At 36.4% G+C, this 22,858-nt stretch carries 21 protein-coding genes and 3 pseudogenes; 12 read left to right on the forward strand and 12 right to left on the reverse strand.

Annotated features, from left to right (window positions below; genetic code table 11):
• The first annotated feature begins 212 nt into the window (after nucleotides 1-212).
• Nucleotides 213-1,286, forward strand: coding sequence for a serine hydrolase domain-containing protein (locus K9V48_RS15735; protein ID WP_224139983.1), 1,074 nt, complete (start codon nucleotides 213-215; stop codon nucleotides 1,284-1,286).
• A gap of 314 nt (nucleotides 1,287-1,600) precedes the next feature.
• On the opposite strand, the pseudogene K9V48_RS15740 reads toward K9V48_RS15735, so the two are convergent.
• Nucleotides 1,601-1,918, reverse strand: a pseudogene (locus K9V48_RS15740) (ATP-binding cassette domain-containing protein); the annotation flags it as partial.
• Between the two features lie 547 nt (nucleotides 1,919-2,465).
• On the opposite strand from K9V48_RS15740, the gene K9V48_RS15745 reads away from it, so the two are divergent.
• The gene (locus K9V48_RS15745; RefSeq protein WP_224139984.1) at nucleotides 2,466-2,906 is read left to right on the forward strand and encodes a helix-turn-helix transcriptional regulator; all 441 of its coding nucleotides are present in this window, start codon (nucleotides 2,466-2,468) and stop codon (nucleotides 2,904-2,906) included.
• Nucleotides 2,903-4,084, forward strand: coding sequence for a macrolide family glycosyltransferase (locus K9V48_RS15750; RefSeq protein WP_224139985.1), 1,182 nt, complete (start codon nucleotides 2,903-2,905; stop codon nucleotides 4,082-4,084). Before K9V48_RS15745 ends, K9V48_RS15750 begins: the two co-directional genes overlap by 4 nt.
• A gap of 298 nt (nucleotides 4,085-4,382) precedes the next feature.
• Here K9V48_RS15750 and K9V48_RS15755 read toward each other — a convergent pair whose 3' ends face one another.
• Both K9V48_RS15755 and K9V48_RS15760 read right to left on the reverse strand, forming a co-directional pair.
• Nucleotides 4,383-5,495, reverse strand: coding sequence for an ABC transporter permease (locus tag K9V48_RS15755; protein ID WP_224139986.1), 1,113 nt, complete (start codon nucleotides 5,493-5,495; stop codon nucleotides 4,383-4,385).
• A 1-nt stretch (nucleotide 5,496) separates the two neighbouring features.
• Nucleotides 5,497-6,426, reverse strand: a complete 930-nt coding sequence (locus K9V48_RS15760; RefSeq protein ID WP_224139987.1) for an ABC transporter ATP-binding protein — start codon at nucleotides 6,424-6,426, stop codon at nucleotides 5,497-5,499.
• A 526-nt stretch (nucleotides 6,427-6,952) separates the two neighbouring features.
• Here K9V48_RS15760 and K9V48_RS15765 point away from each other — a divergent pair.
• The 3 genes and pseudogenes from K9V48_RS15765 to K9V48_RS15775 form a co-directional block, all read left to right on the forward strand.
• Entirely contained in the window at nucleotides 6,953-7,180 is a 228-nt protein-coding gene (locus tag K9V48_RS15765; RefSeq protein WP_224139988.1) for a hypothetical protein, read from the forward strand.
• A 125-nt stretch (nucleotides 7,181-7,305) separates the two neighbouring features.
• Nucleotides 7,306-7,881: a hypothetical protein gene (locus K9V48_RS15770; RefSeq protein ID WP_224139989.1), complete on the forward strand. Its 576-nt coding sequence runs from the start codon at nucleotides 7,306-7,308 to the stop codon at nucleotides 7,879-7,881.
• A gap of 230 nt (nucleotides 7,882-8,111) precedes the next feature.
• A pseudogene (locus K9V48_RS15775) lies at nucleotides 8,112-8,240 on the forward strand (IS110 family RNA-guided transposase); the annotation flags it as partial.
• A gap of 103 nt (nucleotides 8,241-8,343) precedes the next feature.
• Here the strand turns inward: K9V48_RS15775 and K9V48_RS15780 are convergent.
• The 4 genes from K9V48_RS15780 to K9V48_RS15795 form a co-directional block, all read right to left on the reverse strand.
• On the reverse strand, nucleotides 8,344-8,721 hold the full coding sequence (locus K9V48_RS15780; RefSeq protein WP_224139990.1) for a PH domain-containing protein: 378 nt from the start codon (nucleotides 8,719-8,721) through the stop codon (nucleotides 8,344-8,346).
• 467 nt (nucleotides 8,722-9,188) lie between these two features.
• Entirely contained in the window at nucleotides 9,189-9,821 is a 633-nt protein-coding gene (locus tag K9V48_RS15785) for a C40 family peptidase (RefSeq protein ID WP_224139991.1), read from the reverse strand.
• A gap of 52 nt (nucleotides 9,822-9,873) precedes the next feature.
• A complete protein-coding gene (locus K9V48_RS15790) occupies nucleotides 9,874-10,095 on the reverse strand; it encodes a helix-turn-helix domain-containing protein (RefSeq protein ID WP_224139992.1) in 222 nt (73 codons plus the stop codon).
• Nucleotides 10,096-10,105: 10 nt separating this feature from the next.
• Nucleotides 10,106-10,582, reverse strand: a complete 477-nt coding sequence (locus tag K9V48_RS15795; RefSeq protein ID WP_224139993.1) for a DUF2975 domain-containing protein — start codon at nucleotides 10,580-10,582, stop codon at nucleotides 10,106-10,108.
• A 1,455-nt stretch (nucleotides 10,583-12,037) separates the two neighbouring features.
• Here K9V48_RS15795 and K9V48_RS15800 point away from each other — a divergent pair.
• From K9V48_RS15800 to K9V48_RS15815, 4 genes are all read left to right on the forward strand, one after another.
• Nucleotides 12,038-12,187, forward strand: coding sequence for a YjcZ family sporulation protein (locus K9V48_RS15800; protein ID WP_224140027.1), 150 nt, complete (start codon nucleotides 12,038-12,040; stop codon nucleotides 12,185-12,187).
• A gap of 224 nt (nucleotides 12,188-12,411) precedes the next feature.
• Nucleotides 12,412-12,915 (forward strand): DinB family protein, encoded by a 504-nt coding sequence (locus tag K9V48_RS15805; RefSeq protein WP_224139994.1) that lies wholly within the window; start codon nucleotides 12,412-12,414, stop codon nucleotides 12,913-12,915.
• Between the two features lie 212 nt (nucleotides 12,916-13,127).
• Complete coding sequence (gene argH / locus K9V48_RS15810) at nucleotides 13,128-14,579, forward strand: argininosuccinate lyase (protein ID WP_224139995.1); 1,452 nt, start codon at nucleotides 13,128-13,130, stop codon at nucleotides 14,577-14,579.
• Between the two features lie 436 nt (nucleotides 14,580-15,015).
• Nucleotides 15,016-15,498: a DNA-directed RNA polymerase subunit alpha C-terminal domain-containing protein gene (locus K9V48_RS15815; RefSeq protein WP_224139996.1), complete on the forward strand. Its 483-nt coding sequence runs from the start codon at nucleotides 15,016-15,018 to the stop codon at nucleotides 15,496-15,498.
• Nucleotides 15,499-15,719: 221 nt separating this feature from the next.
• Here K9V48_RS15815 and K9V48_RS15820 read toward each other — a convergent pair whose 3' ends face one another.
• The 5 genes and pseudogenes from K9V48_RS15820 to K9V48_RS15840 form a co-directional block, all read right to left on the reverse strand.
• The gene (locus K9V48_RS15820) at nucleotides 15,720-16,010 is read right to left on the reverse strand and encodes a hypothetical protein (protein ID WP_224139997.1); all 291 of its coding nucleotides are present in this window, start codon (nucleotides 16,008-16,010) and stop codon (nucleotides 15,720-15,722) included.
• 310 nt (nucleotides 16,011-16,320) lie between these two features.
• Nucleotides 16,321-16,545 (reverse strand): annotated as a pseudogene (locus tag K9V48_RS15825) (aldehyde dehydrogenase family protein); the annotation flags it as partial.
• 128 nt (nucleotides 16,546-16,673) lie between these two features.
• A complete protein-coding gene (locus tag K9V48_RS15830; RefSeq protein WP_224139999.1) occupies nucleotides 16,674-18,245 on the reverse strand; it encodes an MIR domain-containing protein in 1,572 nt (523 codons plus the stop codon).
• Between the two features lie 1,062 nt (nucleotides 18,246-19,307).
• Complete coding sequence (locus K9V48_RS15835) at nucleotides 19,308-20,174, reverse strand: RNA polymerase sigma-70 factor (protein ID WP_224140000.1); 867 nt, start codon at nucleotides 20,172-20,174, stop codon at nucleotides 19,308-19,310.
• Nucleotides 20,175-20,179: 5 nt separating this feature from the next.
• Nucleotides 20,180-21,460 (reverse strand): phytoene desaturase family protein, encoded by a 1,281-nt coding sequence (locus K9V48_RS15840; protein WP_224140001.1) that lies wholly within the window; start codon nucleotides 21,458-21,460, stop codon nucleotides 20,180-20,182.
• A 281-nt stretch (nucleotides 21,461-21,741) separates the two neighbouring features.
• On the opposite strand from K9V48_RS15840, the gene K9V48_RS15845 reads away from it, so the two are divergent.
• The gene (locus tag K9V48_RS15845) at nucleotides 21,742-22,014 is read left to right on the forward strand and encodes a DUF4386 domain-containing protein (RefSeq protein WP_438803897.1); all 273 of its coding nucleotides are present in this window, start codon (nucleotides 21,742-21,744) and stop codon (nucleotides 22,012-22,014) included.
• A 112-nt stretch (nucleotides 22,015-22,126) separates the two neighbouring features.
• A complete protein-coding gene (locus K9V48_RS15850) occupies nucleotides 22,127-22,519 on the forward strand; it encodes a hypothetical protein (protein WP_224140003.1) in 393 nt (130 codons plus the stop codon).
• Nucleotides 22,520-22,858: the final 339 nt, after the last annotated feature.

Raw genomic sequence — 22,858 nt, forward strand, 5'->3', positions numbered from 1 at the left:
GGCGAACTGTTTAATGGACGGGATCGAGTCCCAAGGGCGCGAACGTTCTACCCCGGCTACCGTTATCATATATCGATATAAAAAATGGTCAACCAGAAATATTTTCTGGCTGACCTTATAATACGAATGGGCGCGATTGTTCAATAAGAACAGTCACTTCTTGTGCTAACAGGCAGTTTAATGAAATAAAATTAGTATCAAATAATGGGGGGATGTCTGTGCAAACAAAACAAAGTGAAAAAGTAATCAGTTCAATTGAAAAATCATTCATAAAACAAGTACAAAAAGACAAAAAGTTAAAGAGTGCATTTTTACTTGTTCATTCAGAAAGGAAAGGTATCCATTTAAATATCGCAGAAGGGTCAATGAATCCAAAACAGCCAGCATATATGGCAAGCGTAGGAAAAATATTCACATCAGTTTTGATTAGTATTTTATATGAAAACGATCAATTATCATTCGAAGACGGTATTACCAAATATTTAGATCGAGAATTAGTCAAAAACCTTCATGTTTATAAAGGTAAAGATTATACGAATGACATTAAAATTAAACATCTATTAAATCAAACGTCTGGTTTGTATGATAATTTCCGTCCATTACTAGAAAAACTTCTGGATGATCCAAACTTTACCATAAGCCCACAAGAAGCAATTACTTGGGCAAAAATACATCAAAAACCTCATTTTCCTCCAGGCAACGACTTTAAATATACCGATACAAACTATCATCTATTAGGATTAATCATAGAAAAAATAACAGGAATACCTTTTCATGTAGCTATGAAACAATATATTTATCAGCCCCTCGGTATGATAAATTCATCTGTGCTACACTACTCTAATCCATTAGACAAAGATACTCAACATTTAGCAGACTTTTATGTTAATGGAAACAACATAACTAATCACAAAGGATATGCAGGTCTCGACTATGCAGGCGGTGGGGTAGTATCTACTGGAGAAGATATGTTGAAATTTATGAAAGCGTTAGTATCCTATCAATTAGTAAAAAAGGAAACGCTTGAGAAAATGATGAACGATAAAGCGAAGTATGGTGTAGGAATTGAGTATGGTTATGGCATTATGCAGTTTAAAACAGTTCCACTACTCATGCCAAAAATATTTAATGTCTGGGGACATGCAGGTGCCACAGGAGCCTATTTGTTTTATCACCCTAAGATGGATACTTATTTAATTGGTACTTTTAATGACTTTTCTTATGAAAGAAAAGGTGTCAGATTTATGTTAATAAAAGTAATAAACCAATTGACAAAAATTAAATGAAAGAAATGCGATTTCTTATTCAACTAAAGCGAGCGATTGTTGAACAACATAGGTAGAAAATGATCAAACTTTTTTATAAAATCAAACTTAAATCTGCTGAAGAAGAATCCATTTTGATCAATCTTTTTTTGAAATGGATTCTTCTTATTTACCATAAAAAACAGGTTTGTAAGGTGTTTTTGATCAAACTTTATTTCGAAGCAACAATCGATCGTTAAAGGGGACATCCAAAATGAAATTCGAATTGAAAAGGAAGCTATCCCATCAGTTAATAAGACTGGGACAGCTTCCTTTTTTAGTTGTTCTTCTTTGCCTTAACCAAGATATGACTTTTGAACAATCTCGCTTTCTTTCAACTCTGTTTTTGTGCCTTCACCAACTAAACGTCCCGCCATGAGGACATATCCGCGTTCGCAAAAATCAATCGCCATTTCTGCATTTTGGTCAACTAAAAGAATCGTTGTACCTTGGTGATGTAATTCGGTGATTTTTTCATAGACCTCATAAACTAATTTTGGTGATAAGCCTATCGACGGCTCATCAAGTAATAATAGTTTTGGACTTGTCATCATTGCACGAGCAATGGCAAGCATTTGCTGCTCTCCTCCAGAAAGAAGGCCTGCTAATTGATCCTTTCGTTCGCCTCTAAATTTCTGATGATGAAGGAGAAAGTATAGTTAATAAGTTTTATGGGGGGTTAGTGGAGAGTTTCAAGGAAAGGTTTATTTTTGGATTCATGATATAGAACCAGGGGATGAAATGGGAAATATGTTTATCCTTGCAGATAGTTTTTCTGAGTTCTTTAATAATTTATATGAATCTGAGTAAGGGTTTTGCTGAAGAGAACGTCTAAAAAATGTTTTTCTCTGGAGTATCGGTTAGCCCCCGACCACCGGTATCTTTAGAACAATTCGAGATTATTTTAAAAGCGGTAAGGCACTCACAAATGTTGAAAGATCAATGTTTGTGGGTGTCATTTCTTTTTTAGGAAAAAGGCTAAAAAGGCAAGATTTCATTTCATTTTACACATTTTTTACACAAAGAAATGGAAAAGAAAATACGTATTTAATGGAAGATGGTATGATACTCTGCCACAATTTTTAACATAAAATGTTGCGGACTGTTGATAGATTTTATCTGAAGTCTTATATATATTTAATTATATAAGGAGCTGAAGATATGATTAGTATGAATATTCGTGTTTTGCGTAAAAAGTATAAAATGAGTCAGGAAATATTAGCTGAGAGGGTAAACGTATCACGTCAGACCGTAGCAAAATGGGAAAACGAGGAAGCGTTTCCTGATATTCATAAATGTAAAATATTAGCCGATATCTTTCAGGTAACATTGGATCAATTATCCGGTAATATGAGTGAAGAAGAGGTAGAGAGTCTTGGTCCAAAGGGGAAACAATTCTTTGGTGTTGTGAAGGTAGGCGAGCGGGGGCAGATTGTAATTCCAAAACAGGCACGAGAAATGTATCAGATTTCTGCCGGTGATAAGCTTGTTGTTTTGGGGGAAGATGTTACAAAAGGAATTGCAGTCTTAAAAAGTGATAGTTTCCTAGAGTTTGCAGATATGATACGTAGGGCCGAATCGGCAGAAGAGGAGTCAGAATGAGTAAAATTGTATTTTTTTCAATCCCCGCACATGGTCATACAAATCCGACACTTCCGGTAGTATCCGAGTTAGTAAGTAGAGGGCATGAAGTATGGTACTACTCCTTTATAGATTTTAAAGAAAAAATTGAAGGCGTTGGAGCCAAATTTATTCCATGTGATGAGTTCTTACCCCAAATATCACAACAAGAATTGAATAGCAAAGTGGGAAAAGATTTTGCGGCATTGATTGAAATGATTGTAGATACGACAATTGCATTAGATAAAAAGGTGTGTACTGAATTAAGAGAATTTCATCCGGATTGCATTGTATCCGATTCTTTATGCTTTTGGGGGGAATTATTTGCAAAGAAATTAGGAATCCCGTATATCTGTTCTACAACAACCTTCGCATTTAATCAGTATACGGCAAAACTCATGAAACGCAGTATAAAAGAAATGTTCGGAATGATAACTGGAATGCGACGAATTAACAAAAAAATGCAGTTGCTACGATTCCATGGCTATGAAGTGGATAGTTTTATATCGATTATTCAAAATGATAATGAAACGGACACCATTGTTTATACGTCGAAAGAATTCCAGCCCATGGCCGAAACTTTTTCCAACAGATATGCCTTTGTTGGCCCTTCGATTCGGCAGTCTCCTCAGGTACTTGATGAAAGAAAAAGTAGAAAATTCATCTACATTTCATTAGGAACTGTACTCAATCAATATAAGGATTTTTACCAAAATTGCATCAAAGCATTTGCTGACAGTAGTTATGATATTATGATGTCGGTTGGTGAAAAAACAGAGATTGCCTCTCTTGGCCGCATACCAGACAATTTTACAGTTAAAAACTACGTAGACCAGATTGCAATATTACAGAAGGCAGATGTATTTATTACACATTGCGGTATGAATAGTGTGAATGAAAGTCTGTATTATGGAGTTCCGATGGTTTTATTTCCGTTACATAGCGAAGAAAGGGTAGTGGCTGACCGGGTTGCTGAACTTGGTGCAGGTATAAAACTAAAAGGAAACAGGCAAAAATATCTGGCAAAAGCAGTATCTGATGTGCTTGCGGATCGAATATTCCAGAAAAATGTACAGAAAATTTCTGAAAACTTCCGAAATGCTGGCGGCGCTGTAGAATCAGCAAATGTTATCTTGGCTAAAATTGATAAAAAATCCTAATGGCTTGGAATTTCAGTAAGGAAACAGAGTAGCCCTTATCTATAGTAATTGGATCTATACCAAGTCCTTCTAAAGTTTTACGGAGAACAAAGTGATGGTTTTCTGACATCTAAAAATGAAGCGAAAGAACCGTCACTTTTTTTCCTTCCCAAAATTTCATCATTGGGGAACAGACGCAAAATAATTATAATAGTTATTAAAAATAGCCTATATCTTAGATTACAAGTAATCTAAGATATAGGCTTTATACTTTAGAAAGTAGTCATTTATTTAATTAACGCAATTTAGTAGATATAAATTATCTCGTCGAAACAATCGATTTCCTTTTATACAACCATGCTCCAATAATAAAGGAGATTACACCCCAAATGACCATGTTCCCGAACCCAAACAAAATTGAATTTGAAAGAATACTTGTTTCATAAACCATACTTTCCCTTAAACCATCGGCAAAATAGGTGAGAGGGAGAATACTTGATACGGGTTGTAGCCATTCGGGCATTGTTTCGATCGGGAAAAATACACCGCTCAAAAACATCATGAGAAAGCTAACGATGTTGGCTACTCCCATATAGGCCTCTGTCGTATTGCTGAATGAAGAAATGAAATAACCTAAAGCTGTGAAGGAGAGAGACCCGATTAAAAAGACAAGAATTAGACTAGGAAAATTGATGTAGAGATTGGCACCAAATATAAACACGCCGATTAATGACAATAGAATAATTTGGACGATGCTAAATAACAAGCGCATGATCATATCACTTAGTCCAAATATCCCCATATTTGCTGGCGTCATACGTAATCTTTTAATCAAACCTTTTCTGCGCATTTCAACGAGATCAACCATACCAAACAATCCACCTTGCGCAATCGATAAAGCAATCATTCCCGTTAAAAGAAAATCGGTATAGTCTAATTCAGCATCTCCAGCTGAAATTGATTCAAATTGTAATTCATAGGTAGAGGTAGCCTGGGCTGCAGCTAAATTAGCCTGTTGAACAAAATTAACCAAAATTCCTGAGACGACTTGTGTTGTCACATTTTGTTCGTTTTCTTTATTGACGATCAGTCCAATTAATGTAGCATCTTCTGAATCTGGCAAAACGATGGCCGCATCAATTTCTTGTTCTTTTATCCATTCTTTTGCTTTCTCTTCACTGACTGGTTGATCTGATTCTATTTCAATCACAGGTATTTGTTGAAGTTGTGTTAACATCATTTCAGATGTTTTATTCGGATTTTCATCTACAATAGCAACTTTTGTCTGGAAATCATCGCTTGAATCCCCACTAAAAATCACCATAAAGATGACCATTAAAATAACAGGGAAGAATATGCCCCAAAACCATGCTTGTTTTTCACGAAGAGTTAATTTTAATTGTGCAAGAAACATTTGTTTAAACTGGTTCATCTTAATCTCTCCACTCCTTTCCTGTAAAGGAGATAAAGACATCTTCTAGACTCATTTCGCGGATCGAAACTTGTTCTACTTGAAATTCCTTCTCTTTTGTAAATTTGAACAAGTCATAGAGTGTATTCTCTGGATGAAGAGTCCATAGTTTTAGTGAGGTTCCTTCACGTTCCGCCCGGGCAACGGAAGCGAGATTTTTTGAAAATAATTCTGTCTCCAAGGCCGCTTCTATTCCATCAAGGAAGGTTAATCTTATTTCTCTTTCTTTCGTTAACTTTTCAATCAGTGCAGCCGGTGTATCAACTGTTACAATTAGTCCTTGATCTACGATACAAACACGATCACTTAATTTTTCCGCTTCTTCCATATAATGAGTAGTCAAGATGGTTGTTTTCCCTAAATTCTTAAGCTCTAATATAATATCCCATATATTACGTCGTGCTTGAGGATCAAGTCCTGTTGTTGGTTCATCGAGGAAAATGATGTCGGGATCACTAATCATGGCAAGGCCAATGGCAAGCCGTTGACGTTGACCACCAGATAGTTTCTTTACTCGATTGCTTCGATGATCCGTAAGGTTGATTAAATTGAGAATTTCATCGGTAGGTCGTGATTGTTCGTAAAACGACGCAAAAAGATTCAAATTTTCTTCAGGGGTTAAGAGATCAAACATTGCACTTGATTGTGGCTGTACGCCAATCATCTTTTTAATGGCGATTGCATCTTGATTCCAGTTCAACTCTCCAAAATGGATATCACCTTGATCTGGTGTGACCAAACCTTCGATCATTTCAAGTGTTGTCGTCTTTCCTGCTCCGTTTGGTCCGATGATGGTAAAGACCTCACCAGCTTTTACTGAAAAGCTAATGTCCTGTACGGCACGAATGGTCCCAAAAGACTTTTGTAAATTCTTAACTTCTAAAACGGTCATTTTCTTCCTCACTTTCATATCAGCTTTAAGCCCAAAGTTATTTTCCAATGGATGATGACATTTCTATATTTATGCGGATGTTCTCATGTAATGAAACTTAATTTGAGTAATAATAGTTGGAATGATTCGTAAATAAAAGGGAGAATGTTTGCAGCGATTAATAGTCAAAGGATTGGATTACCAAAATTGAAGAATATGTACTTCTTCTTTAATCAAATAAATAAGCTAATTGATCTACCTGTGTAAGAAACGCATGTCGCGATCCCACGATGAAATAAACCAGTTAATGATTGTGACATTTGAGGCACCTCACTTCTACAAAATGATTAGATAGTATTTTCTACGTTCAATTATCTAAAAAGATTCATCTATGTTAAAGATAAAATTAGAATAAGATAAACAATGCTCATATGTTACCATTTAAGTCTTGATAGCTTTAGGCTGTTTTATTATGGGGAATAAAGGACTTTTCCGATAACTTGTTGAATATTGATAATATAAAAATATTCAATGAGGAGTGACAAGAATGAAAATGAAAGTAGTCATGAATAGTGGAAAAGAATACGTGATAAAAGAAGATGACTATACAGTAAATGATTTTCTAGAGTCACTTTATAATGAACTTCCTACAGGTGGGAGAGTATTAAAAAATATCTTTATCTACTTAGATAGGGATGAAAAAATTATTATTAATCCTTCTCATATTTCTTCAATTGAAGTATTAAACGAACAATCAAAGAGAGTGTTAAAATAAGAGATAATCAGTGGGACACTCACTTTTAGAGTGTCTTTTTTAGTGCTTGTTTATATAGATAAGGTTTTCAAGATGAAAGAGGACTTTATGACAAAATAAAAAACAAAGTCTATTAAAAGGGGGAGATGCAATTGAAACGATTGGTTGTTCTTATTGGTTTCATTTCAATACTAACGCTTTTAACTGCTTGTTCGTCTAAACCATCTGTGGAACTGGTGAATACAAGTGTTGATATCATTAACGATAAAGATAAACTTGGTGCAATAGGTATAACCGAAGGAGATAAAAAGGGGCAGGAGCTTGTACCAACCGCACTATATTATGAGTTTACAATTAAGAATACTGGGAATAAAAAAATCGGAGACACAGGTGATAAGGGTTTGGAAATAAAAATTGAACCTAATGATAATTTAGTTGTGTCATCCAAAGAAATAATCGGTTTTAATATTTTTAATCTATCCGAATATGGTGAAAGTGGATTAGGTTACGGATATACTTTTGCATCAATTCTTGAACCTGACCAGGAGGGGAAGTATACTTTACACTTCAATTTAGGTGTGAGCGAAGAAAATCCCCAAGTCCCGTTTCTTGTACCTTCAAAAGAACAATTAGAGAAACTTAATGATGATGCTTTAGATGCCACCTTGATTGTATTGTTAGAAGATAAAGAAATAGCTCGTTTTGATTTGAGAAATAAATAATAATGTAAAAGGATCGGTGCTAAAACCGATTCTTTTTAAGTGTTAATAAGTTTAACAATGTAAAAGACAAACTGATAAGTGAATGGAAAGTAAAAACAGGACAAAATTGGTCACGATATACTGAGGAAGTTTATGATAAGAATGGTAGAGTCGTAAGAGACATCGGGCAACCTTATGATGTACATCATATTATAGAGAATAATTTTGGTAGGAAAGGCAAGGAACAATAAAGCAAAAAAGGAAATCATGCTCTACATGCTTTATTTTACAATCTAGCTGTGAAACAAGTGCAAGTAGCGAAAGAAAGTAAACTGCAAAGGAACCCAGTGTTCAGTGATTACTACCAACGAAAACTAAAAGTAAAACAAAGGGGCTAGCATTGTATAAACTAGACCTGTAACACAAGAAAATAGTGTCGTATCACTAAGAAAATCGCCCTCCCTAGAAGGAGAGCGATTTGTCTTATTTTAATACGTATGAAGCTAACGCTTTTTGAACGTCGTAAATATTCTTATCCTTCTTAAATGTTTTCGCTACTGGGGCAGCTGTGCTAGAAATCCAAATCTTAAGCTCTGCATCTAAATCGAACGTACCAGCTGTCTCTACACTAAAGTGAGTCACACTACGATAAGGGATAGAATGATATTCAACTTTTTTACCTGTCATGCCTTGTTTATCAATAAGAAGTAATCTCTTATCAGTAAACACGATAAGGTCACGGATAAGCTTAAATGCCTTCTCTACTCTCTCGTTATCCGCTAATATTAATTCTAGATCTTTTGAAACTGTGCCAAGATCCGCCTCAGAAGCATTTCCTAGTAAACCATCTAACATTCCCATATTATCCCTCCTATGTAATCTAATTTGATTATATACTATATTAATAATTTGCTAGAAGTCTTTTATGCTTCTGCAGTAAAAATTTAAGAACAACAACCCCATACTGTGATAAGGTATGGGGTTGAAGAAATAGCAATTAATATCAAACAAGCCCTTCTAGCCAAATCATCAATAAATCTTCTCATTACCTGTCTGATACATGAATATCTCATAATTATATTAACTTACTTCGATGTCCATCCAAGAATACCTGCTTGTTCCACTAACACCTGCTTACGATAGTACAATAATTTCTACAGAAAAGAGCGTTATCCCTTCTTGAATCAACGCAACCCGTTAGTTGAAGAAGAATCTGTTTCGCAACTCTTAAGTTATGATTATTTGCTTTGAATAATCAAAAAAGCAGACCCCTAAATTAGAGATCAGCTTTAAAAACTCAAAGCAGCAAAGTTTTGTATAAAATTTAATTATAGTTGTAGTTTCTTTTTTATAAGCTCAAAGGGGGGCATAAAAGCATATTCAAAACCAGCCATTGGCATGGACAGCATAACATGATCCAATAATGGATAATCATATAATCTTCCTTCATAAACTAATTCGAAACGGGGATGCATTAAAAAGTCATTTGGTGTGACAAGAGCAGAAGGAAGATCCCCTAAATTCAGGCCACTTTTTTCAAAAACCTCCGCAACAAATTGGGAGCAAAAGTATTTATTCCTTTGATTAATCGGACGGCGGACAGCCACACCAACGAGTCCTAGCAAATTATATGAATATATATCTTTATTATTATTAAAGCTTTGGATAACATTTCTGATGCGAATATACTCCTTTGATGAAACATCAATCTTTGATAATAGACATCTTGTGTTATAAAAATATCGGTAGGTCCCGAAATAGACATCTTCTCTTATAAAACCAGCAATCAGCGGATTTCTCGGATATTTTCGCCCAAAGCTATAGATTTCATCAAGTTTTTCATCAAAAACGATGGAAACATGATTGTAAGGAGCATTTGTAAACCATTTGATTATTTTCGTGAATAATGTACCTGTATCGGTCAATAAAACATAAACCGTTTTTCTTTTCTTATCTATCATTGCTTCTCCTGTATTTTTCCCCTTACCAGTGGGGGAATCTATCTCTACTTTTTTATACTTGAATGTCTTCGTCACGTTTGTATTCTAAAATATCTCCAGGCTGACATTCTAAAGCCTTACAAATTGCCTCTAAAGTGGATAATCGAATCGCTTTTGCCTTTCCATTTTTCAATATAGAAAGATTCGCCATCGTGATTCCAACCTTCTCCGAAAGTTCCGTTACGCTCATTTTCCTTTTAGCCAACATCACATCAATATTGATTATAATTGCCATTGTTATCACCTCAGACTATTAAGTCATTTTCCGATTTTATATCAATAGCTTCTTGTAAAAGTCTTTGAAGAACAGCAGCGAATACTGCGATTACCATTGAAGCAAAGATAGGGACCATTCCGATTATTATGAGACCTGGTGCATCGTCTAGCTCTGCTACGAGATAAACAAAGGGTATAATTACCACATACAAACCACTGATTGTCATTGCACAGAATTTGATATTCTTTAGAGCTTTAACAGACAATTCAGAGAAAGCTTGGTTCTTGTCAATATAGCTTAAAAGTTTAAAAGCCTGATACAATGCAATGAAAAACGGTATCACTGATACATACATACCTATTAAAATAGGATATAGTATATGGGCATAATCTGGATTTACTGGATTATTAGCTAACCAAGGCAAGCCAAATATACACAAAGCAAGAACCGGAGTTCCAATAAGAAAAACAGCTATCTTTAAAAAGAGTGTTGAACCTTGTTTCATAAAAAGCACCTCACTTATTTATTGTTAATTTGAATTTAACACAAAATTTATCGTTTTACAATAAATAAATATTGATTTTTATTAAAATATTATTGTTATAGAATTATTCTTTTAGTTTTAGATAAGATAAAAAGCATTCCTCATTACAGGGGAATGCTCTATAACTTTAAACTATTCAATTTATAACTTGTTCAACCATGCATAAAAATAAACGATTATACACCATACCATTCATTTAACAGGAATAAAACATCATGCCTTATCCATAACTCTGATTATTTATATTTACCTTTCAAGGTTTTTAATGATTTCCGATTTATGGTTAATAAACCTCATAGTTGAATCAAAAGTTTATGATGGTAAGCAGGAATACAAGATTATTACAATGACTAAAATACCAAATGTCGACTCTTACTTCTCGATTTATATGAACACACGAAAATGAACTTAAGAGGATTAAAGAAATTGGATTGGAACAGTACAAAATCGAAAGAAAGGAAAGAGTAATTCTTTTTTTGAAAAATTGTTTGAGATATATCAATTCGGTGCTTTTCCTTGCGGGTGGGATGGTGATTATCTAGAAGGGAAAATTGTCGCATATACATTGGAGTAATAAAATAAACTTACTAAAACTAGTAAGTCTTTAGAAAAAATAGTCAATATAAGATATGAATGAAACAAAACTCCAAAAGAAAAAGAGGCATCCAACTCCTAATATAATTAAAAACAAGAAAGTTATAGAGAAAAAACTCTTGACTGGTGTGTTTTGATAATGCTTACTTTCTTTAAATGATTTAATTATAAAATACAATACCCATATCATAAAACTTCCAATTAAGAAAAATAACAAAATTAATAATAGATCGATAATGATGTAAATTACATCTAAGATCCTAATATTCCAACCATAATAAGTAAATAAATCGTAGGCGAACGTATCTAATGCAAACATTAGAATCATTAAACTAGCAACTATTGATGAATAAATAAATTCTTTCCTTTTTTCAACTTTCTTATTTTTTTGAATTTTTCTCTTTTGTTTTTCTGATAAAGATGGTCGTCTACGTTTCTTCCTTTTTTTATTTCTAGCTATTTGTTTTCCCTCCCATTGTAAAATAATAGTATATTTAATCAACCACTGGTGCAACTACTAAATATTTAAAACATTAAACTGTTCTAGTAAAAATTATTAGACTAACTTTCTCTACATCTTATTCCTGATTCATTCAAAGAAAATAACACATCCTGAAATACACGAATTTTTTTGTCCGAGTATTATTTAACACTAGACGGGCTCCAAATTTCAATAAACGTATATACTGTAGCGTGTTAGATTTTTATAATCGAAAGGAAGATGTTTAGATGTATGGTTTCGAAAACGCTCCGCATGTAGCTGGAGCAAATGTTCCAAATGTTCCACATGTAGCTGGCGTAAATGTTCCTCACCAGCCTGTCATGCCTTACAGTTATGCTGCTCCTGCTTATGCTGAGCCTGCTTATGGATATTGCGCTCCATCTAATGAGTGTAATACTTTCGTGCTCATCGTCGTGCTGTTTATCTTATTAATTATTGTAGGCGCAACGATCTACGGTAATAAATGTTAACCACATACCACCTGAAAAAGACACGAATTAGTGTCTTTTTTCAGTGTTAGGATTTGTTAGAAGGTGAAATTCCTCATTTTATGTTAGGATACGCTTAGTTTTCAATATGACTGTCGCTATAAATTAACTGATTCTTAGAAGGAACTTTGTCATTTGGGTTGAAAATGCTATACTATGCAGCGAGAATAGATATTCAAAAACCATTCAAAATCGGAGGGGAAAAAATGTACACTTCTATAACTGAATTCATTGAAGAATGGAATCAAGAGGCTTCGTCAACGCAAAAGATTTTAGATGCTTTGACAGATGCTTCTCTTGGGCAAAAGGTTTCATCTGAGGATCGCACTTTAGGAGCAATTGCATGGCATATTGTTTCGAGTACACCTGGAATGCTTATGGAGTTTGGCATTACGGTTAAAGAGACGAAAGACGCAACCACTATTCCGTCTTCAGCTAGGGAAATCGCTGAGAGCTTTCGAAGCGTAAGTGCTGACACGAGTGACGCTGTAAAACAGCAGTGGACAGATCAATCCTTAAGTGAAATGAAAAATGTGTTTGGAATGGAAATGCCAAAAGCTGCAACACTTTCACTGCTCATCAAGCATATCATTCATCATCGCGGTCAATTGACGGTTCTCATGCGCCAAGCTGGATTGCAGGTGCCAGGTGTGTATGGACCATCAAGGGAAGAATGGAGCCAAATGGGAATGGAAGCCCCGACAATCTAAGAATTACATATGACACTAGAGCACACTGGAATCAGTGTACTCTTTTAACAATGATCTTTTCTAAAACTTCATAATAAAGGTCAAGAGAAATTCGTGCTGAACCTTCAACTTGGAATACTTCTTTTTCAGGAGCAACCGGTTTACAGGCTCAAGTAAAGGAGTAAAAGAATATAAATACATCAGAAACATTGAGACTGGAGTGAACAAGAAATATGTCATCCAATCGATCTCGTATTTATATTGATCATGTTCTTGAGCCTGGCTACAATTTTACTAAAAAGCATTTCCAAACATTTATGTTAGAAATAAATATTGCTCATGCCGCTATGCTGGCACATACAAACATTTTACAGGATCAAGATGCGAAAAAAATCATCCAAGCCAATCAACAGCTATTAGTGAAAGGGTTCTTAAAAAAGTATAACCCGGCATATGAAGATTTATTTTTTATGATAGAAGAGGAATTGAAAAAGGAAATTGGTGATGAATTAGTTGGTAATATGCATATAGCATTTAGTCGGAACGATATGGATGCAACGATGTACCGAATGTTATGGCGCGAAAAGCTTGTACATTGGATGAGTCTGATGACAGACTTGAAAAAACAACTGCTGCAGCTTGCGAAGGAGCATGAGCTGACAGTGATGCCGGCATATACACATAACCAGCAAGCCCAACCGACAACTTTTGCTCATTACATTCTAGCATTTGACCAGCATTTAGAAAGAGATCTCGACCGGGGATTTAGTTTACTTAATCGAATCAACCAATCTCCAATGGGAGCTGCTGCTTTAGGGACGACAGGCTTTGCGATTGACCGCCATTATATCTCTGAAAAACTAGCCTTTGATAAGCCTCTAGCTAATTCCTACGATTCGATTAGTGCTGCAGATTATATGCTTGAACTTGTCAGCACATTATCCATCAGCTTAAGTACGTTGTCTCGTATCGTCTATGACCTAATGTTTTTCGCAACAAATGAGGTTGACGCGATAAGATTGGATGAAAGCTTGGTTCAAACCTCAAGTATTATGCCACAAAAACGAAATCCTTCATCACTAGAACATACCCGCTCAATGATTAGTAGAACACTAGGCGAGTTGCAATCTGCATTTATGATGACTCATCATGTGCCTTTTGGTGACATTGTGGATATTGGTGATGATATTCAACCAATAATCGAACAAGGTTTTTCCCATTCTGTTCGAATTGTCGAGTTATTAATGGAAATTCTCAGTAAAACGACGATCAATAAAGATAAATTATTAAAACGTTGTCAAGAGGGCTTCTCTACTGTCACTGAATTAGCAGACATTCTTGTCAGAGAATATAAGCTTTCATTTCGTCAATCACACCAGATTGTTCAAACCTTTGTGAAAATGTTAGATGATGCCGGGAGAAACTTGAATGATGGAAATGCGGAGTTAATAAAGGAAATTTCGAAAAAAAGATTTAATATTGAATTACCTTTAACGGAGGAACATTACAAAAAGGCAATTGACCCGTATCATTTTATTTTTGTTCGTTCCGTAGTTGGAGGACCTAATCCAAAAGAAACAGAAAAACAGCGGATGTTATCAGAAGAGCGATTAGAAGATTTCATCACAGAGTTAAATGTGTGGAAAGATAATTTTAGAATGTATAAGGATGAATTGAGAAAATAGGTAGTAGATTGTTAAGAAATGAATCTACCTAAGCTGATATCAGTAATTATAGTTTGTTTAGAGAATAAAAGAATCGATAAAAAGGGAAAGGGCACAATTCTGCAAATGGATTGCGCCATTTTCTATGTTTAATAAATGGGAGATTTTTTAATGTGCAGGGGGAGAGTAAATGGAATTGAATACTAAACAAAATTACAAATAAAAAGCAAGGCTGTTACTTTTGTAGGGTTATTATCTATCAACTATTCTATAATAAAATAAAAACATGTCTTTACATGAAAGTAAATTGTATATTAAAAATGATCGACAATCAGACAATAACAAACAGTCATAGGTGGTATTAACATGAGTACATCTACCTAGGTGGCTTTTTAAAATTCAAAAGTTGAAAATGGCGAAATATGGGGGAAACCTCAAGAAAAGGAGCTTTGTAGAAATGGCAACTTCAGAAAAGAATTTAAGGATTTGCAGCAAAGGACACAAATATTATAAAAGTAGCTACTGTCCGACCTGTCCGACCTGTCCGACTTGTGGGCAAGAACGTAAACCTGATAATGAATTTCTTTCACAACTCTCGGGACCAGCAAGAGGAGCGTTGGAACACAATGGAATAACGACGTTGCAACAGCTATCCAAATTTAGCGAAAAAGAAATTCTAAAAATCCATGGAATAGGACCAGCCTCTTTACCAACACTTAGGGCTGTCTTGAAGGAAAAGGGGTTATCATTCGAAAAAGGATTTCTTTCACAACTCTCAGCACCAGCAAGACGAGCATTAGAAAGCAATGAGATAACTACTTTACAACAGCTATCCAAATTTAGTGAAAAAGAGATTTTGCAATTTCATGGGATAGGATCATCTTCTTTACCCAAGCTTAAGGCTGTTTTGAAGGAAGAAGAGTTATCATTTGAAAATTGAACAACGAGAAGTGATATACTTACGAAAATGTATTTTAAGACAACTGAAGTATGATTTTATTTGATTTTCACATCAAGTAACCAGCGGCAAGTGTTGAAGAACGAACTACAAAACGATAATGAAGAAAACTCGCCAGTACTACGGCGAGTTTTTGCTTTTGTTGAGATGATAAGAACTGCTACTGTATTCAACTAAAGCATAGCCTTTCACTACATATACAATTAAGTAGGATAATTTGTTTTTGTTAGTAAAATTTTATTAATTTTCATTTGGTATTTTTGATGATAGGAAATCCTTTCCATTTCCTTTCTATTAAATTTTCCAATTACATAACGAACATCTACGTCTTCGTTTATTAATCTCTTAAATTTATCATCATCCCAATGTTTTAGAAACCATTGATACTGTTTTGAAAATTTTACATTCTTATCTATTTCTTCCTCCGTTACTTCTTTTATAAACGGAAGCAGAAGTGTTCCAATTGAGCTTAATAGTTCAAATAACGCTCCCATTTTTTCACCCCCTTTATATAATACCTTATTTAAATACGTTTGATTTCTAAAATGGTTTCTTAAAAGTAGACTAATAATGAAAATAATGGGTTCAATTCCCTGACAAATCAGCGATATCAAAAAGTCTTAATTCCTTTGGTTATAAGGGGGTGGTTTTTTGAAGATAGATGCCTATCCTTCAGTGTTTAATGGAGTAGAGTGGGGGGCAAACGTGGAAAACCTAATAATCAATAACTAGTAGTAATCCATACCATAACAAGGATTGCTCCATGCATAAATGATGGAGCAGTCCTTGTTATCTTCATTTCTCTTAATCTAAATTTATCCATACACTTTTGATTTCAGTGTACATATCGATCGATACGGAACCATTTTCTCTGCCAATCCCGCTTTGTTTGTATCCGCCAAAAGGAGATGCTGGATCTAAAAGACTGTATGTGTTAATCCATACATTACCAGCTCTCATGGTATGGGCTACTTTATGGGCTTTACGGACATCCGTTGTACAGATTCCGCCGCCCAAGCCATAAAGTGTTGCATCATATGAATAGTATTAGTTTGAATAATTGATGAATTGTTGATTGTTATATTAGAAAAACCGCCTATTTTATTTATAGGCGGCTATCTATTTAATCATCACAAGTTTTCCCATCCAGGCCACTCTCAGCGGATTTCGAGGAGCCACCACCAATCATTGTCATCACGGCCACCGAAGCCGGTTACCTCCTGTTGGCCGGCCGTCCATTGGGAATGGCTGTGCCCGCGGTGGGAGTGGAGCGTATGATTGGTACTCTGGTGGACAAGTCGAACTCGTCGTTGAGCGGTCCACTGACCGCCACTATCGACCTCGACCCGCCAGTTATCGTTGCCGTCTCCCTGACCTTCGGATCCAAAGCAGGTCACCTCCTGCTGACGAGTGACAGGGGAAGGGTGTCCCGAGTGGCTGTGCAGGTTGCGTTGCGTGAGCACGTGCTCGAGCCGGATCACATCGCCATGTTGGACAACTTCACCGTTCCTGTGGTTCGCTTGCGTACCATGGGGCCCCTTGATCCTCCAGAGGTCATTGTCATCAGATCCTTTGAAGCTGGTTACTTGCTGCTGACCTGAACTGCCGCTGTGGCCGTAGTTCAGTGCGTGCGAATGGAGAGTCAGCCCCGTCATGAGATGACTTACCTTAATGGTCTGACCGTATCGGACCGTAGCATTGGCTGCCGGCGGCTTGGTCGTGAACACGGGTGGGGTCTTCTGCTGATAGTCGACAACGAAAAATCCCCGCCAAGGATCGTTGTACTTGTTCGTTGCGTCAAAGTGGCGGTTGTCTGGTTCGGAGGACAAAATTATTTCCGTTCCTACCGTGTTGTTATCGTATACGAACACTTTCATAATGTCAGCCTTCGGGTGCCACTCATACCCATAGGCTAGAACCTGATGATTCTCCGATCCGATCTCCCCGAGGTTGGTTGCATCTATCATCCCGAGGACAACCGGCTTACCGGAGTCGATGAGGCCCCGCAGCTTCGGAAATTCTTCCTCCTTCGTCCAGCGGCTGACTCCCTTTCCTCCAAAGATCGTTCCATGATCGGACGCTAATGTCCAATGAACATACTTGATGGAGGAAGACACAAGGAAGCTATCCATAAGTCGACTGTATATGTAATCCGCAAGCCAGTGTCCATCCGGGGGAACCTCTGCGTTGAACAGGTTCCCAGTGTATTTAGGAACCGGAATGCCCTTGAGGAAGTAGTCGAGCGCGGCAAAAGCCATTCCACCGCACCGTCCCAGTGTTTTCACCTCCCCATATCCCGGAATGTTAGCAAGAGAATTGACGAACTTGTTTCTAAATAAAAACCCGTGAACCGCTGGGTCAAAACCAAGCTTTCGACTATGGCGCCATGTTCCCGAGTCCCAAAGAGCGTTTCCTTGGTTGGTGTAGATCACCGCGTTCCCATCGTCCTGAAGGGTGAGGTATGCTCCGGCGTTCCCAGCGGTGCCAGAGTCCCAGACTGCTTGGCTATTAGCCTTGTAGACGACAAGGTTGCCATCATCCTGCATGACTGCTTTCACGGCACCGCTACCGTCGGTGTTAGACGCCCAAACAGGGATGTTTTTGCCCTTATGTACTTCGTAAAGTACGAAGTTTCCATCGCCCTGCATGATCAGAAATGCTCGCCCATTGTTCGCGGTAATCTGCTGGTTTGCCAGGAGTTCCTGTCCTGGCTGAAGTTGGTTGGCCATCTTTTAATCACTCCATTCTGAAAGGGAACCATTTTAACTGGTTCCCTTTACATATATATCCAACAAAAAGTGTCCAAATCTCTTGTTATTATTTGGTTATCATCACGTTTTCTGCATTCAGTAAGCACTACTTTTTTTGAGTTGGTTTCATTGATACTTGGAGATCATCCATTTCTCTCAGGATGTTCTTTTTGTGTAATACCCTTTCGTTAAAATTATTCTGGGTCTAACTGATACACTTCACCCTCAAAGTATTTAGACATAAATAATTCACTCCTTTTTTGTAATGGCTGGACCCTTTTTATCCTATTCCTTGATCTTTAAATTAGAACTTAAAAGGAACACTGGGACGGTTCTAGCGGCAATCACACGATTAGCCGCTGTTATTGCATATTGATAATTTCTATTAATTCAACACCTTATTGGTTAATCCTAATCAATGTCCATCTCTGGCAGCAGAGAAGTCCGGGGTTTGAGCCCTTTATGTTGCATGATGGTGTAGAATTTCTTCTTATCCGTATCACCTTTGAACTAAACAATGGCGATAACTTCTGGAAGAACATGGTTAGTAATTTCCAAGCGTTGTAAAAGAATGATCACCCACATATGTTAGAGCCTGTTGACCCATATGACATATAAAACCAACTATGGATGCTGTTTCTCTTACCGCCACCATCTTTTACGAACTCTTACACCAGCACACATTGTTTCGGATTATAACAGATAAAGTTTGAAAATATTGATATAACAGGCTTGTTTTTGGGGTATATCGGATTGCACAGGAGGTGATTGGGGACAGTTTGTTTATTTGTGTCCCCAATATTAATGTTGACCATGTTGAAAGAGCAACATGGAGGTTAAAGAGGGAAATAGGAAGGTATTTAGAATTAATCAAGCTGAACCGTATCATAAGTAAATGAGGTTTTTTGTATTTGATAGAGATAAATAGGCTGTCCCTAAAGGCTATAATTAACTAACGTTTAGGGACAGTCTTGTTTTGAATATTGAGAGATCGGGCTTTATAATATTTGAGAAATGCTTAACTTATATATCCAATTTATCTTAATGAGTGGGCAACTTATCAGGATTCATGGTTATATACATTTCGTTAATTGTATCATTACTTATATAAAAACTAATGATACTTTGAATCTTGCCATTCATATAAATCACAATTGCTGGCTGACCATTGACCTTTTTTACTTCAAAATAAAAGTCTTCAGCAGCCTTTTTGATAATCCCGTATAAAAAGGCCAAAACGTTGGATCGGGATTCGATTGGACGAACAGCGGCCTTGACTTTTCCTCCGCCATCAGAATAAAGAGTGACTTTTTCAGATATAAGTTCTAATAAGGCATCCATATTTTGCATTTGAAACGCTTGGATAAAGCGATCAATAATGGATTTATTCTTCTCATAGTTTAAACTTTCACCCTCTATGCTTGAGATTTTTTGCTTAGCCCGGCTAAAAATTTTCCTGCAGTTTTCTTCTGTCTTTTCAATGATGTTACTAATCTCCAAATAGGAGAAATTAAATATTTCTCTTAAAAGGAGGACTGCTCGTTCATCTGGTGCCAAATGTTCCATCATCCGTAAATAGGCAATACTCAATCCTTCTTTTTGAAGAACAACTTCAGATGGATCATCAAATTCAGGTGAACTCTCTAGTAATAAGGGCTCAGGATTCCATGGTCCCACGTAATGTTCTCGTCTGTACCGTGCTGACTTTAATACATCAAGACAGCGGTTAGTCATGATTTTGCAGAGATACGCTTTCTTATTATCTATCTTTTGGTCATCAATTTGGTACGATTTTAAAAAAGTTTCTTGTACAATATCTTCTGCTTCCGCAACTGAACCTAACATCCGATAACCTATTGAAAACAACAAGGGTTTAAATTGTTTATAATCCTCATTACTAATTTGCACAATATTCACCTCTTTTCTTTTTGAGTAATTTCTTCAGCTGCCAGTCTCCCGCTGCTAACGGCTCCTTCTGCCAGAATGGAATGAGGAGAAGCCCAGTCTCCTGCTATATATAATCCCGGGATATCTGTTTTAGAACGGAGCAGTTTGTGCTCATCTCCAATTTGAGGTAAGCGCTGATTAACGATGATTTGCGGGATATAGCGACTTGTAATCATGTATTTTTGCCATCCTGGCTGCATCTTTTCTAAGAATTGTTCAAGCTCATTTTGAACCTTTTTACTATCTATGTGATCATCTGGGTGGTGATATTTAAACACATGCAGAACTGCACTTTTTCCATCTTCAGAGAGTCGGGCATAATTTGAATGTACGGAAAAATAGAGGGGGTCAGATATGCTCATGGCAAATAATCGCTTTGGATTAGGAAGCTGAGATAAAGCAACATCAAGCGTAGCTCCTTTTACAGTTGTTGTTTGGGCAAAAAAGCTGCTTTGGGGGAGATTAACCTTTTCACCTAACATTTTATTAAGTTCGTGAGGACCAGTTGTACAAATCACATACTTACCGTGAATTTCCTCGCCATTAGATAGAACTAATTTAATATGATCATGTTCAACTGGGGCAATTTGTTTTACTGCTGTATGTGTTTGAACCTGAACACCTCCCATGACTGCTTTATTGTGGAGTTGGTCGATAATCGTCTGCCAGCCGCCATCTAGATAAAGTACACCGCCCATTACAGTCTTCAAATGCGATACAATTAATTTTGCGCTCACCTTTTCAGGAGCATGACAATACGACGTAAGTCTACCTAGTACATATAGTAATGACTGAACTTTTTTAGATAGTGCTGCTTGCTTAACCCATTGTTCGAATGTTTGTCCTGCTAATTTTTCGGTATCAATACTATTAACTTTCAAAATAAAAGTGATCCATTCTATGCGTTCTTTCCAATTTAAAAGACTTGTTGAAAAAAGTCCTAAAGGAGTGAAAGGTGCAGCATATTCCATATTGTTTTCAACTAAAACGCCACCTAATTTAGGTGATTTACCATTAAGTTTAATACCAAGTTCTTCGAGAATGGATTTGGCTTTTCCTTTTTTATAAAAGGCATGGGGGCCTAGATTCAAATACTGATGATTAATCTTATTTGTTCTAGCCCTCCCGCCAACATTTTTTCCTTTTTCTAATATTAATATAGATAAATCGTTTTTTGCTAAAAAATTTGCTGCAACATAACCTGCTAACCCACCACCAACAATGACAATATCCCACTTTTGAGTCATAAGATAACCTCCTATTGTTATTTCATACTCAAGACGACGAAGGGTGGATATATGTGACGATGTTTTATATAAATTTTATAGTAAAATTAGGATGTGAGACTGCAATGGTTGTGAATTTGTATGTTGCTCGAATCATATAAATTTACTGACGGTTTAACGAATTCCAAAAGAATTCCTCTTCCTCAAGCCTGTGAAGGGCGAAACCAAAGGGTAGGGAGGGGATGAATTTTGGTTGATGGATGATCTGGTCGATTCGTTTGATTATTTTCGGTGGACATTTAATGATGGTCGGATATTTGACTTTTCGATCAGAAAACATCCCTAAACTTATTAGCATCTTATTGTTGATTGCCTCCTTTGCGTATATGATCATTCATGTTTGTTATACTTTTCTTCCACAATTGAATGCTTTCACTTCTGTACTGGAAGCGGTCCTGACAATCCCCATGGTTCTAGGTGAACTGGGATTTGGTATTTGGCTGCTGTTCAAAGGTGGTAAAGTTCCATTAGTTAGGGATGGCGGTCTTACAAAGAAACAGATGAATATCCAGTAATTGGCTGTGATAACCAGTCTATTAGTTTGCTTGAAGAGTCCAATAAGTTAGAATCGTGGGATTAACCTTATGATTGCTTGCAAGTATTACCTTATATATTGGGGGAATATAAATGAATGTATGGATTCGAATCGCTGAATTGTTGTTAGGAATCATTTTTTTAGGAGCAGGCTTAAATGGTTACGTTGTGTTATTTGGCTTTGAAGCATTTGCTCCGACCAGTCCAGCAGCAATGGAGTTTTTAGGAGAAGGTTATTTCTTGGCATTAGAAAAGGGAGTAGAAATCATAGCCGGAATCTTATTATTAATTCGTCGGTTTGTTCCACTTACATTAATTGTTTTAGCAAGTATCATTGTCAATATATTAGCCTTTCATCTATTTGTAGATTCTGATTTGCTTGCATTAGCCCTAGTAGTCACGGTATTGGAAGGAATATTAGTATGGTTCTATCACGAAAGTTTTAAGGGGTTATTAGAAAGTAAACCGAAAGTTGCTAAAAACTAAGCTTAGTGAAAAGTGGAGAAGCATGGGAACGGTTCGCCAGCTTTCTTCAGCTAAATCATGTGAATAATTCATAGTTTAGGTAGTTTGTCACCATCTGAAAAATCTTTTTTCACAGCAATGTTCCCATGTCCTCTTTATTGAGAGCTTTTTTATATACAAGAGGAGAAGCAGATCACTGTAAAGCTCTCCTTTTCATTCATATTAATACCTTCCGTGGAACGTCTTGTGAAACGAGATTTTACGGGGCGTCACAATGATAATAACTAAACCTCACTTACATCCATTACGGTGAACCGTACCATAAGTAAATGAGGTTTATTTAATTTCAATTGATGAAGC

Source organism: Metabacillus rhizolycopersici, assembly GCF_020075705.1.